Source organism: Mesorhizobium sp. WSM4833, assembly GCF_055811095.1.
On sequence record NZ_JBVVQG010000008.1, the window covers coordinates 243,395 to 256,117 of the forward strand.

The following is a 12,723-nucleotide window of genomic DNA, read 5'->3' on the forward strand; positions in this document are numbered from 1 at the left end:
TTTTGGCTGGAACCAACCGGCTGTTGGCGCGTTTGGTGGGGTTCGATCGAGCGCATTGCGGTCGACCGGGAGGAAACGATGGATCAATTGCATTTCTTTTCGCCCGTGCGGATTTCGCGCGGGCAAGGGCACCCTGCGGAAGAAATCGATAGTGTTGCCGAAGCCATGATGTTCTTGCGGAAATGGCCGGCGGGACGGCGCGGTCCGGTTTATCAGTGCGCGCTGAACTGTTGCTCGGCCGCTTTGTCGGGCCAGATGTCGGCCGAGGAAGCAAGGAAAGCGTTCACCGGCTTTGCCCGCATCACGCGCCTTCTCGACGATGACATGGCTTTGCCGGTAGGCGGCGAAGGCAAGGCAAGCGTGCACGCATTGCGGCGATAGGCTGTTGTCCTGACGGTCCTACAAGGTCTCGCGCTGCAGCGGCGCGGGGATCTCGTTGTGCAATGCGCTTCGGGCTGAGGCCTCGAAAGTTCGTCCTACATGGCGCACTTTCACAGCGGACGGTCATCGTTCATGCTTACTTCAGTCACGAGCTTGCGGCGAAGCGCCATGGTGTAGTCGTCTGGCCCCTTCGGCGTCATGACGAAGGCCTGGGAACCGCCAATGACCGATTTGGCAAAATAGGATGCCAGAGGTTGGTCGGGATTCTCATCCTCCGTCGGGATGGCGATGGCATTGATCGTATATCCCTTGGCTATGGCGTTCGACCTGCTCGGCTGGACGGGAAGCCCGTCGTTGTTCTCGCCATTGGAGGAGATATCGATGACTTTCTTTGCGGCCTTTCCCGGGAACTGGTCGAGCAGGAGACTGCCGATGTCGATAGCCGAGGAGACGGATGTTCCGCCACGCCCTCTGCGGATGAAGCCGGTATCGCCTTTGCTGCTGATCACCGCAGCCGCCGCTTCGGCATCTTCCAGTCCGCAGATGCTTGTCCACGGCAGCACGACGCGCGCGTGTCCGGGGCTCGACCACTCAAAATAGGCAACGCCGATGCAACCAACATAATTCCGGCTGATGGCGGCGATGATCTCTGGCGAGGTGAGTGCCGCGGCATGTCCCTCGCGTTGCATATCGGCGATCTTCGGATCGATGGATGACGAAAAGTCGACCGCGAACACGATGGCGACGTCAACGTTCGCGGCATGGGCAGAGACCCCCCAAAACAGCGAAGCTGCAAGTATTCCTGTCATTCTCGAGATTGAACCGGCCGGCGTCAGGAGACTGCCCCAGCCTGTCATCCGCACCCGTTCGCGAAAGGGTGGGGGGCCGGCGTCCTGATGATACACACTGCCAAACATGTCATTCTCCATCTCGACATCCGGTCGTTTCAAAAAGCGGGTTCAACATGTGGAAATTTGGCGGGTGGCCTTGGTGCGCACGCCGAAGAGCAGCAGATCGGCCTTGGTCCACAAGAGATAACAGCCGAGCAAGGTCAGTGGCATGGCGAGGGCCGCGAAGGAGCCGCTCCACCAGACCTCAGGCAAAGCGCGGGCGAGGGCCACTGTCGTCGCCAGCATTGCCGGCAACCGGCTGGCGAGCACCGCACTGCGGAACGGATCGGGCCAAGCGGCCGGCCAGATCGAAATTTGCGTGCCGGGCCTGTGGAAGGTGCTGCCGAATTTGCCCAGCGCATGCAGCAGGCCGGAGGTCGCCGCAAGCAATGGATCGCCGAGCAGCAACAGGGCAATGCCGAGCCCGATCGCACCCAGGCCCGACAGGAAGTCGCCCAGACGGTTGAGGGCGGGATCGGGAGCATCCGGCCTTGCCCAGGCCCGGTGATAGGCCTCGCCGCCCCAGAAGAAGACCAGGGTGGTCAAGGTCAGCGCAACAGTGCCATGGCTGCCAGCGAAATATTCGATCACCGCCATGGTGACGCTGCTTCCCTCATGCAAGCCGACCGGCGCGGTGGCAATCTGGATCGCCAGACCGACAATGAGGCCGAGCGCATTGCCGCTGTTGTAGCCGCCGCCCGGTCCCTTCATGCGGGCGCGAAGCGCCGATACCAAATGTGCGACCGGAAGAAGGATTGTCCGCGCATCCATCACTGCGCCCCCGCGACAAGTCCGGCCGGGTCTGGAATACGTTTCGCATCACCGGCAAGGGCCATCGCATTCCTCCACTGGACCTGAATTGTTGGGATGACGGTCGCCCGCCCAATTTGCGGCGGCAGCTGCAAAGGCAGGGGCCGCGTCGAAGGGTTGAACCGAAGCGGTTCGCAAGGACGTGCGTGCCTGCGGCGCTCGGTTCGACATTGCAACGGACAGGATCGCACCCAGGATGATGCCGGCACCCAAGACGCTCGCGGACGAGCTCCGCTCGCCGAGAAAGATTGCCGCGCCCAGCGCCCCGAAAACGCTTTCTGCGCTGACGATCACGGCGGCGTGGCTGGCCGGCGTAAAGCGGAGGGCAACCGTCTGTATGCCGAAGGCAATCGCAGTGGAGAACACGCCGAGGATCGCCAGTTCCGGGCCTGCTGCGAATGCGGCGGCCAGCGACAGATTGCCTTGCATTGCACCGAGCGGCAGGGCGAAGGCTGCGGCGCCGAAGAACTGTGTCGCGGCAGCGGTGAACGGCCGCGCATGCACCTGCATGTGCCGGCCCAGCTCGACTGCCCAGAGCGCATAGCAGGCAGCCGAGAGCACAGCGGTAAGATCGCCACTGCTGAACCCGGCTATCCCATCCGACAACAGCAGGGCTCCAACAAGGGTCAATCCGGCGGCGATTGTAAGACTCGCTGTCGGACGTTCGCCTACGAGAAACCAGGCGGCCAGCGGTGTCATTACCGTTGCCGTGCTTACCAGGAAGCTCGCATTGGTGACGGAGGCCCCGAGATAGCAAAGCTGCTGGAGCGTGATGGAGATGGCAAACAGCGCGCCCACCTTGGCCAAGCTGGAAAAATAGTCCGGCCCGAGCGGAAGCCGCTTCTCCATGAAGACAAAGGGCAGCACAAGCAGCCCGCCGATCAGGCATCGCAGACCCACAGCACTCAGCGCGTCGAGATGCACAAGCACCATCTTTTGCGAGACATTGCCGAAGCCCCACAAAGCGGCTGCAAACAGCAGCAGCAAATTGGCTCTTGTCCTGGACACTCGCCCCCCTCGAACCAAGCCTTTCGTTGACTTGGTCGCCTTAATTTAGCAAAGCCTAAACAGCCTGCCGTTACGGCAGCGCTTGAGCGCGAAGGCCGACTGTTGCGAAGCGTTAGTTTTGAGTTAGGATTTCGTCAGGCTGGGATAGCAAATGCAAAGTGAGGACAGCGGCGCTGCAAATAGAATCTCACTCTTCGGCGGTTTCCGGATTGAAAATGAAACGGCCGGTCCGCTTCGGCTGACCGGGAAACGAGGGCCGGCAATCATCGCCTATCTGGCCCGGTGTCCGGGCATGGCGGCGACGCGGGAGAGGTTGGCTGACCTCCTATGGGGCGACAGCGACGCTGAACATTCGCGCAACAGCCTTCGGCAGGCCCTCAGTGTCCTGCGCCAGGATCTGGCGCGAGAGGGGGTGGATCTCATCCATTCCAGCGGTGAGTTGATCGCCCTGAGGCCAGAGCTGGTTCAAGTCGACGTGGAGAAGTTCGAAACGGGTCTCTCGGCCCGTTCCGCCCAGGACCTCGCGAAGGCTTTGGCGAACTACACCGGGCCCTTCCTCGACGGGCTTTATCTGGGAAGCAATACGTTCGATGACTGGATCACATCGGAACGCGACAGGCTGCTCGGCCGCGCGCTTGAGTCCTTCGAAAAACTGGCCCGTCTCGTCGACCCCGATGCCGGGCTGATCCTGGCCGATCGTATTCTGACCATGGAACCGACACGGGAGGAATCCTATCGGCTCAAGATGGAATTGCTGCTCGCATGTGGCCAACGCGACAGGGCAATCAGGACATACGAAGCTTGCAGAAGCATGCTGAAGAAGGAGTTCGGCGTCGAAGCCGGCCCTGAAACGCGGGCGCTTTGGCAATCTCTGTTGCTCGCCGCCGACGACGCTTCAAATGTGCAGTCGACAAATGGTGTTCCGTCCAGCCAGCGCCTTGGGCATCCGTCCATCAGCGTTGCCGACTTCGTTAATCTGACCGGAAAGCAAGGCGACGACTTTTTCGCCAAGGGACTTGTCCAGGACATCACGACAGCCCTCTCCGGAGTGGCCGACTATGTCGTCCTCGCCGCGCTTCCGTCCGAGAAGAGCGGCCCAGGCGAAGAAGCCAAGACACCAGGGATACTCCGGGCGCGATATATGCTCAGCGGCAGCGTCCAGAGATCCGGCAATGGGTTGAGGGTGAATGTCCAGCTCGTCGATGCTGCCGGCGGCCACCACGTCTGGGCCCAGAAGTTCGACGGCCACTCCGAGAACGCGCTCGAATTCCAGGACAGGATCGCACAATCTGTTGTTCTTGCCGTGATCCTCGAACTTCAACTGACCAACTGGAAGGTTCGAGACAAAAGCCCGCCAGGGATCCCTGAAGTGCGCAGGCTGGTGAACGAAGCCCTCATGAAATATTTTGAGATGACTCGGGACTCACTTTTGGTCGGGATAGAGCTTGCCGAGAGGGCTTTCTCGATAGGTCCCGACAATGCCCGTGCAAAGCGGACGCTCTCGATCGTAATATCCATGGGCGTGGCGTTTGGTGCGCTGCCTCGGGAGCGTGGGGTGATCGAGCGTGCGGTCGAGCTTGCGGAAGCCGCAGTGCGGGCGGTACCGGACGATGAAATTGCCCGATGTATTCTGTCGTTCGCTCTCGAAAGCTGCGGTCGCATCGACGAGGCGATCGCCGAATGCCGCCACGCGATCAGCCTCAACCCAAGCTACCCGACTGGCCACGGCGATATTTCGATGCTCTTTGCGTTGCGCGGACAGGTCGACGAAGCGGTGCGTGAGGCCAACGAAGCAATCCGGCTCGGAACGCACGATGTCATTGACTTCTGGCGCCACCACGGCCTGGTTGTGGCGCTCTTCGCTGGCGGAGACAACCAGCGGGCGCTCGAAGCCGCCCGCAAAGTGGTCAGGACAAAGCCTGGCTTCGTTCGCGGCGCCCTTTATTGGGCCGCGACCGCGTCGGCCACCGGAAACAACGAAGAAGCGTCCCGGGCCATCCACCATTGCCTGTCACAACTTCCGCATCTCAATCTGAGCAACGTCTGCCCTGGCTTTGTGCCGCGCTATGTAAAGGATCATCATCATTCCCGGTTCCTTGAGATGCTGTCGAGGGCTGGCCTTCCCAGTTCCTAGCCACATCGTTGGCGCAGACACCGTCATACGAAGCTGGAGGGTTCCGTCCTCCGCCCAGGCATCGAAAGCAGACGACGCGTTGGCAATTCCGGCCAGGTCGACCTATACGCTACCCTGCGATTGAGGTATTCGACGCCCCACGCCGTCGCGCCGGCCAGTCATCCGCCGATTTGCGGCTTGGGCCTATCATGGCGCGTGATAGAGCCCGTACGACGCGATCCAACCTGTCGAAGTTATGAAGCATGAAAGATTATCAAAGGTTTAGGGTAGCCATAGCGCCCATGATGGACTGGACGGACCGGCATTGCCGGTTCTTCCACCGCCAGTTGACGAGCCATGCGCTGCTTTACACCGAGATGGTGGTGGCCGACGCCGTCATCCATGGCGCGCGCGAGCGTCTGCTCGGCTTCGATGCGTCAGAACATCCGGTCGCGCTGCAGCTCGGCGGCTCGGATCGCGAAAAACTTGCCGAGGCGGCGCGCATCGGCGAAGCCTTTGGCTATGACGAGATCAACCTCAATGTCGGCTGTCCGTCAGACCGCGTCCAGTCGGGCACATTCGGCGCCTGCCTGATGAAGGTGCCGGACCTCGTTGCCGGCTGTGTCGCGGCGATGAAGGCGGCGGTGACAATTCCCGTGACCGTCAAATGCCGCATCGGCGTCGACGAGCAGGATCCGGAGCCGGCCCTCGATGCGCTGGCGGATGGGGTTTTCGACGCCGGCGCCGACGCATTGTGGGTGCATGCGCGCAAGGCGTGGCTGGAAGGGCTGAGCCCCAAAGAAAACCGTGACATCCCGCCGCTCGACTACAACAGGGTCTATCGGCTGAAGGCTAGAAAACCTAACGAATTCATTGGCATCAATGGCGGCATTCAGACGATCGAAGAGGCGTTGGCGCATCTCGGCCATGTCGACGGCGCCATGCTTGGCCGCGCCGCTTACCACACGCCCGGCATTCTGGCTGGCGTCGATGACGCTTTCTACGGCGTCCAGTCCGAGCCGTTCGATTTCGCCGCGCTGATCGATACGACGGCGGACTATGCGGCACGTCATATCGAGCAGGGTGGGCGGCTTGGACATGTCACCCGCCACATGGTCGGACTGTTCCATGGCTTGCCCGGCGCGCGCCGCTACCGGCAGATCCTGTCCACCGACGCGACAAAACCCGGCGCCGGCCCGGACGTGCTGAAGGCGGCTTTCGCGGCCGTCGAGCTCGGCGGAGCGGCAGCCGAAGCGGCTTGAGATTCGGGGATCAGTCCCTGAGGATCATGCGGTCGCCGCGCACGTCAAAACCCGACAATGAACCGATGAAGTTCATGCCGAGCAGGCTCTGGCTGAGCATGCCGGGTGCGGCGATCATCACCGACATATCCCTGCGCGTGATGCCGCCGATCGCAATCTGATCGGTTTTCACGGCCGCGGCGCGTGTCATGCCGTTGGCGGTCGAAACCGGTATGGTGTAGTTGAGCGCCGCTGGATTGAATCCGGCGGCTTGTGCGTCTTCGGACGTCAGCACGGTGCTGGTCGCGCCGGTATCCACCACGGCCCGGACCGGGTTGCCGTTGACCAGGATGCGCGCTTCGAAATGGCCATTGTCCGCCTTGTCGAGCGTCACCGTGGCGTGGCCGTCCTCGACGCCAAGCGCAAGCGGACTGCCGGGAACAAGGCCCGCGGTCACCCGGCTGGCGACATCCTGCAGTTCGTAGCGATACTGGTAACCGGCGATCAGCGCGAGCGCGATGGCCGCCCAGGCGCCGAGGTTGCGGGCCATGGCGCCCAGGGGTCGGCCCGAGCGAAGCAGGCCGGCGCCGATAAGGGCGCCAAAGGCGCCGAGCCAGATCAGCCGGCTGAAATCGTTGTTCTCCACGCCGAGGGTGCTGCCGGCGGAATCGTTGAGCATGAGCAGGACTGCTCCCACCCCGATCGCGGCCATCAATATCCAGAACAACCGGCTCATCCGCACCTCACGACAGCGCGTCGCGTTCGCGCGCCATGCGGGTGCGGCGCGTTTCCCGGCGCGGCCGGCGCTCGACCGTTTCCAGCCGGGCCGGCAATTCAGCCATGACGCTGCGGCGCGTTTCCGGCGTCATCCCGATCCAGGCGCCGATTTCCTCGCGCGTGCGGCCGCACCCGAAACAGAAGCCGGTTTTCATGTCGATCGAGCAGACCAGGATGCACGGGGATTCGATGGCCGTCATGACTTTCTCTTGGGCTTCCATCCGCAATCCCTTGTTCCACCTCCACATGGTGCAACGGCAAAGCCAATGCAAGCCCTCGCGATTGCGCCCTTCGGGGCCGGCTTTGCGGCAAATGCAGGCCCATCATCCCAGAGGTTGTGCCAACCCCGCAAGGCGGCTATGCCGCTTACCAAATCCAGGGAATGATCGATAACAAGATGACCAGCGCACTGCCTTTCGACGATTTTCGCAACCTGTTGGCCAATCTGCCGGCGGCCGACACGGCAGCCGAGACCCGCGTGCGCACGCTGTTTGCCAAGGCCGACAAACCGGGCAATTCGCTTGGCCGCATCGAGGACATCGCCGCCTGGCTGGCCACCTGGAGCGGGCGGGCTCCGCCCGCGGTGACAAGACCGCTGATGGCGGTCTTTGCCGGCAATCACGGCGTCACGCGCCACGGCATTTCGCCACGGCCGGTGGCGGCGACCGCCAACGCGGTCGAACTTTGCGCCGCCGGAGGTGCCGCAATCAACCAGATCTGCATTGCCTACGATCTCGGGCTTAAGGTCTTCGATCTTGCCCTGCACATCCCGACCGCCGACATCACCGAAGAGGCCGCGCTGGACGAGCGTGGCTGTGCCGCCACCATGGCCTTCGGCATGGAAGCGATCGCCGGCGGCACCGATCTCTTGTGTCTCGGCGATCTCGGCGTCGGCAACTCCACCGTCGCCGCCACCCTGTTTGCGGCGCTGTTCGGGGGTAGGGGCGCCGACTGGGTCGGCCCGGGGTCAGGTGCCGATGCGGCGATGCAGGCACGCAAGGCCGGCGTGGTCGATGCGGCGCTGGCTTTTCATGGCGGCCATCTCGGCGACCCGCTCGAGGCGCTGCGCCGGGTCGGCGGTCGTGAGTTCGCAGCGATCGCCGGTGCCATCCTCGCCGCGCGGATGCAGAAGATCCCGGTGCTGCTCGACGGAGTGGCCGCGACGGCAGCCGCAGCGGTACTGCATGGCGTCAATCCCGCCGCGCTCGATCATTGCCTGCTGGCCAGCCTGTCGCCGGAACCCGCGCATGCACGCGCCGCCCAACGGCTCGGCCTGCGCCCGTTGCTTGATCTGGGCATCAGCCATGGCGAAGGGGCAGGGGCCGCCCTTGCCGCGGGTCTGGTCAAGGCCGCCGCCCTGACCAGTTCGGGCATGGCTGCGGCGGTACGCGGTTAGGGCTTGAGGTATTACCGCCGTCGAGCCGCCACCGCCGCGGTCGGCAGTGCTGGCAATTCCTCCATCACCCGGCTCAGCGGGAAGATGGCGATCGCCTCGGTGCCTTCGCGCAGCTTGGAATGAAGTTCGAACTCGCCGCCATGCATGGCGAGCAGCCCTTGCACGATCGGCAGGCCAAGCCCGGTGCCTTGCTCGGCGCTCTTGATGGCAATGGAGCCCTGGCCGAAGGCGGAAAGCACGATCGGGATCTCGTCTTCCGGTATGCCCGGGCCATTGTCCTTGATCGAAATGTATTGTCCGCCGCCCGCCGTCCAACCGACACGGACACGGATTTCGCCGCCGGTGGCGGTGAATTTTATCGCGTTCGACAGAAGGTTGAGCGTGATCTGCCGCACGGCCCGTTCATCGGCGAACAGCCGAGGCAGCTCGTGCTCGAAATCCTGGACGACACGGATATCCTTGTTGCGCGCCCTCAACTCCATCATGTGACAGCAGTCCTCGACGATACCAAGCAGCATCACCGGTTCTTCATTGAGCTGGTAGCGGCCGGCCTCGATGCGTGACAGGTCGAGAATCTCGTTGATCAGGTCGAGCAGATGCTGGCCGGATTCGTGCACGTCATGGGCGTAGTCACGATAGGTGGGATTGCTCATCGGTCCCAGCACCTCGTTCGACATCACCTCGGAAAAACCGAGAATGGCGTTGAGCGGCGTGCGCAATTCGTGGCTCATCGAGGCGAGGAACCGCGATTTCGCCAGATTGGCGTCCTCGGCCCGCCGCCGCGCTTCGTCCGACATCGATTTCGCCGTCTCCAGTTCGGCGATCAGCGCATCCTTTTCGGAGCGGAACGACAGCATCATCAAGGACGAGTGGTTGAGATGACGGGCCACATAGGCGAAAAACGGCAGCGACACGACCAGCAGCGCGGCCATGATCGCCTCGACCGGCATCCATAGCTTGGCGCCGGCATAGGCGTAGAGCGCCACGGGAACGGCAAAGGTCGCCAGCAGCGCGCCGCGCAGAGACGAGGTCATCACCGCGGTCGCCGCCATGGCGAACAACAGCACCACGGCCTTGACGATGTGGAACGGATCGACCTCGCAGACGCTGCAGCCAAGCCACACGAACCAAGCCCAGCCGAGACCGCACAGGAAATGGCCGATCAGGAATTCCCGCCGTGCTTGCAAAGGGTTGAGCTCGGAAGCTTCAGTGCGCTCGATGCGCCGCGCCATGAAGCCAACGATAGTGTAGCAGGTTAGCGTGAACAGCGCCCAAAGCCCGATCTCATTGCCGATTCCGGCCAGCCGGCCACCCGCGGCAATCGCCAGCACGAGAAGCGGGATGGCGATGGCGCCGCTTGTCATCGCTCGGGCATGCAGCTTCAGCAGTTCGCGATCGAAATCGGGATTGCCGGCCTGCTGCGAAAGACGGTCACGCGTCTTGCGCACCGCGCGCGCGACATCGCTGTTGCGATGGCGTTTCCTGCGGTCCACAATGAACTTGTCCGCTGTGTTCGAGCGTTGCAAGGGCATCAAAACTTCAATTTATGCGAGCAGCGGTTTCCAAGTGTTAAGCTACGTTCGAATGATTAACCAACCGTTTGCCATATGAGCCGTTCATGGTCGCCGAGGCCGCGCCGGCGATACGTTGCGCGCCCCAGAAGCCTGTGGCGCCGGCTGGTGGATTACGGGCTTGCCGTCATCATCCTCGGACTGCTGATCCTGCTGGCGGCCCGCCTCGACCGGGTGGAGACACGCAAGACGCAAGGCGTGGCAATCATCAACGACGGCGATTCGATCACGCTTGGCACCGAGCGTATCCGCATGCGCGGCATCGATGCTCCGGAATATACGCAGACCTGCCGCAAGAACGGCGCGGACTATTCCTGCGGCACGCTTGCGCGTCAGTCGCTCGTTCGCCTGATCGCCGGCAAGCCCGTCTCTTGTACCGGCTGGCAGCGTGATCGTTATGGCCGGCTGCTCGGCGACTGCACCGCCGGCGGCAAGGATCTCAACCGCGCGCAGGTCGAGGCGGGCTGGGCGGTTGCCTATGGCGACTTCGAGAGCGAGGAAGCCATCGCCCGCGCGGCAAAGGCCGGCATCTGGGCGGGAACGTTCGATCAGCCGCAGAATTGGCGAGACAGCCATCACGGCGAAGTCGTCGAGAAGAAGCACGGCACACTGGCGTCGATCGGCGATGCCGTGCGCGAGATTTTTCGCTTCTGGTGATGCGCATCCTGGAACTGGAACCGAGGACGAACAGGAGGATGGAATGAAGCTCTTCGACGGTGGCCGGGCGCCCAATCCAAGGCGGGTCCGCGTTTTCCTGGCCGAGAAAGGCATCGAGGTTGCGCAGGTGCCCATCGATATGGGCGCGTTGGAACACAGGCAACAGGCGGTCAGCTCGCGCAACCCCTTGCAGCGTCTGCCGGTGCTGGAACTCGACGACGGCACCGTCATCACCGAATCCGTCGCCATCTGCCGCTATTTCGAGGAACTGCATCCGGAGCCCGCTTTGTTCGGGCGTGGCGCACTCGGCAAGGCGCAGGTCGAGATGTGGCAGAGGCGGATGGAATTCAATTTGCTCAGCTGCGTCACGCAGGCCTTCCGGCACATCCATCCTGCCATGAAGGAATGGGAAATCCCGCAGGTCCCTGATTGGGGTGAGGCCAACAAGCCGAAGGCCGTGGCGTTCCTCAGGCTGCTGGACGGCGAACTGGGCAGCCGGGAGTTCATCGCCGGTGACAGCTATTCGATCGCCGACATCACCGGCCTGATCGCTGTCGACTTCATGAAGCCGGCACGCATCAAGGTACCGGATGAGTGCGCGAATGTGTTGCGCTGGCATCAAGCCGTTTCCAGCCGGCCGAGCGCATCAGCCTGAGAATGACTGCCGAACTCGAAAACCTCGTCGCCAGGGTCCGCGCCTGCCGCATCTGCGTGGAAAATCCGGCCGGCAAGCCGTTGCCGCATGAGCCGCGACCAGTGCTGCGCCCATCATCCACCGCCCGGATCCTGATCGCCAGCCAGGCGCCCGGCACCAAGGTGCATCTGTCGGGCATGCCGTTCACCGACGCTTCCGGCGACCGCCTGCGCAGCTGGCTTGGCGTGACGAGCGACGAATTCTACGACATCGAAAAATTCGCAATCGTCCCGATGGGCTTCTGCTTTCCCGGCCAGGATGCCAAGGGGGGAGATCTGCCGCCGAGGCGCGAATGCGCGGCGGCCTGGCGCGCACCTTTGATGGCCTCTATGCCACGGATCGATCTGGTGCTGACGATCGGTATCTACGCGCAGTCCTGGCACATGGGTGCGGTGCGCCGGCCCTCACTGACGGAAACGGTCATGGACTGGCGCTCCATCTGGGAGAATTCCGTCGGTCCGAAAGTGCTGCCGCTGCCGCATCCCTCGTGGCGCAACACGGGCTGGCTGAAGAAGAATCCGTGGTTTGAAATGGATTTGCTGCCTTTTCTGCGTTCGGAAATCCGCTATCGCCTCGGCTGACCTTTCAGCAAGAAATCACTCGCTTTTTGCCCGATCAGCAGAATTTCTTTCTTGTGAAAGGCCTGGATAAGGCAGAGTATAGGCATTCTATTCCTTTGGGAGCACGATATGGATCGCCTCGATAGAAAAATTCTCCGCCTCTTGCAGGAGGACGCGACACTCGCGGTCGCCGATGTCGCCAAGAAAGTCGGGCTGTCGACGACGCCTTGCTGGAGACGCATCCAGAAGCTCGAGGAAGAGGGCGTCATCAAGCGGCGCGTTGCCATTCTCGACCATGAAAAGGTCAATGTGCGCGTCACCGTCTTCGTGTCGATCCGCACCAATTCGCATAGCCATGAATGGCTGCGGCGTTTCTCGGAAGTCATCCAGGAGTTTCCCGAGGTGGTCGAGTTCTACCGCATGAGCGGCGACGTCGATTATCTCCTGCGCGTCGTGGTGCCCGACATCGCGGCCTATGACGCCTTCTACAAACGGCTGATCGCCAAGATCGAAATCCGTGATGTGTCGTCGTCCTTCGCCATGGAGCAGATCAAGTACACGACCGAAATCCCGCTCGACTACATGGTTCTGGATAAGGAATCGGGTGCCAACGCTGCCTGAGCTG

General features: G+C 62.5%; 14 protein-coding genes. 8 read left to right on the plus strand and 6 right to left on the minus strand.

Translation table 11 applies throughout. The annotated features are described in order from the left end of the window. Positions 1 to 78 precede the first annotated feature (78 nt). Positions 79 to 381, plus strand: coding sequence for a DUF982 domain-containing protein (locus AC0L2D_RS18270; RefSeq protein ID WP_013531722.1), 303 nt, complete (start codon positions 79 to 81; stop codon positions 379 to 381). A 110-nt stretch (positions 382 to 491) separates the two neighbouring features. On the opposite strand, the gene AC0L2D_RS18275 is transcribed toward AC0L2D_RS18270, so the two are convergent. The 3 genes from AC0L2D_RS18275 to AC0L2D_RS18285 are packed head-to-tail and all read right to left on the minus strand — an operon-like array spanning position 492 to position 3,089. Then, positions 492 to 1,298: a DUF1194 domain-containing protein gene (locus AC0L2D_RS18275; RefSeq protein WP_473541782.1), complete on the minus strand. Its 807-nt coding sequence runs from the start codon at positions 1,296 to 1,298 to the stop codon at positions 492 to 494. A gap of 42 nt (positions 1,299 to 1,340) precedes the next feature. Further along, entirely contained in the window at positions 1,341 to 2,042 is a 702-nt protein-coding gene (locus tag AC0L2D_RS18280; RefSeq protein ID WP_473541784.1) for a hypothetical protein, read from the minus strand. 48 nt (positions 2,043 to 2,090) lie between these two features. Then, a complete protein-coding gene (locus AC0L2D_RS18285; protein ID WP_013531720.1) occupies positions 2,091 to 3,089 on the minus strand; it encodes a DMT family transporter in 999 nt (332 codons plus the stop codon). Positions 3,090 to 3,240: 151 nt separating this feature from the next. Between AC0L2D_RS18285 and AC0L2D_RS18290 the strand changes: the two genes are divergently transcribed. Both AC0L2D_RS18290 and dusA read left to right on the plus strand, forming a co-directional pair. Further along, complete coding sequence (locus tag AC0L2D_RS18290; RefSeq protein ID WP_473541786.1) at positions 3,241 to 5,223, plus strand: BTAD domain-containing putative transcriptional regulator; 1,983 nt, start codon at positions 3,241 to 3,243, stop codon at positions 5,221 to 5,223. Positions 5,224 to 5,465: 242 nt separating this feature from the next. Continuing rightward, the gene (gene dusA / locus AC0L2D_RS18295; protein ID WP_473541788.1) at positions 5,466 to 6,464 is read left to right on the plus strand and encodes a tRNA dihydrouridine(20/20a) synthase DusA; all 999 of its coding nucleotides are present in this window, start codon (positions 5,466 to 5,468) and stop codon (positions 6,462 to 6,464) included. Positions 6,465 to 6,474: 10 nt separating this feature from the next. Here dusA and AC0L2D_RS18300 read toward each other — a convergent pair whose 3' ends face one another. Beyond that, positions 6,475 to 7,179: a TIGR02281 family clan AA aspartic protease gene (locus tag AC0L2D_RS18300; RefSeq protein WP_473541790.1), complete on the minus strand. Its 705-nt coding sequence runs from the start codon at positions 7,177 to 7,179 to the stop codon at positions 6,475 to 6,477. 7 nt (positions 7,180 to 7,186) lie between these two features. Beyond that, entirely contained in the window at positions 7,187 to 7,420 is a 234-nt protein-coding gene (locus tag AC0L2D_RS18305) for a DUF1289 domain-containing protein (protein WP_024503316.1), read from the minus strand. A gap of 197 nt (positions 7,421 to 7,617) precedes the next feature. Between AC0L2D_RS18305 and AC0L2D_RS18310 the strand changes: the two genes are divergently transcribed. Beyond that, positions 7,618 to 8,616 carry a nicotinate-nucleotide--dimethylbenzimidazole phosphoribosyltransferase gene (locus AC0L2D_RS18310; protein WP_013531715.1) on the plus strand — a complete coding sequence of 333 codons (999 nt, stop codon included), beginning with the start codon at positions 7,618 to 7,620 and terminating at the stop codon, positions 8,614 to 8,616. 11 nt (positions 8,617 to 8,627) lie between these two features. Here AC0L2D_RS18310 and AC0L2D_RS18315 read toward each other — a convergent pair whose 3' ends face one another. Continuing rightward, positions 8,628 to 10,148 (minus strand): sensor histidine kinase, encoded by a 1,521-nt coding sequence (locus AC0L2D_RS18315; RefSeq protein WP_473541793.1) that lies wholly within the window; start codon positions 10,146 to 10,148, stop codon positions 8,628 to 8,630. A gap of 75 nt (positions 10,149 to 10,223) precedes the next feature. Here AC0L2D_RS18315 and AC0L2D_RS18320 point away from each other — a divergent pair, with 75 nt between their 5' ends. The 4 genes from AC0L2D_RS18320 to AC0L2D_RS18335 all read left to right on the plus strand — a co-directional run bounded on the left by AC0L2D_RS18320 (position 10,224) and on the right by AC0L2D_RS18335 (position 12,719). After that, a complete protein-coding gene (locus AC0L2D_RS18320; RefSeq protein WP_063167987.1) occupies positions 10,224 to 10,844 on the plus strand; it encodes a thermonuclease family protein in 621 nt (206 codons plus the stop codon). 43 nt (positions 10,845 to 10,887) lie between these two features. Continuing rightward, positions 10,888 to 11,499 (plus strand): glutathione S-transferase, encoded by a 612-nt coding sequence (locus AC0L2D_RS18325; RefSeq protein WP_013531712.1) that lies wholly within the window; start codon positions 10,888 to 10,890, stop codon positions 11,497 to 11,499. Continuing rightward, positions 11,439 to 12,119, plus strand: coding sequence for a uracil-DNA glycosylase family protein (locus tag AC0L2D_RS18330; RefSeq protein WP_473541796.1), 681 nt, complete (start codon positions 11,439 to 11,441; stop codon positions 12,117 to 12,119). The genes AC0L2D_RS18325 and AC0L2D_RS18330 overlap by 61 nt, the downstream gene beginning before the upstream one ends. A 108-nt stretch (positions 12,120 to 12,227) precedes the next feature. Then, the gene (locus AC0L2D_RS18335; protein WP_006205209.1) at positions 12,228 to 12,719 is read left to right on the plus strand and encodes an Lrp/AsnC family transcriptional regulator; all 492 of its coding nucleotides are present in this window, start codon (positions 12,228 to 12,230) and stop codon (positions 12,717 to 12,719) included. Positions 12,720 to 12,723 lie beyond the last annotated feature (4 nt).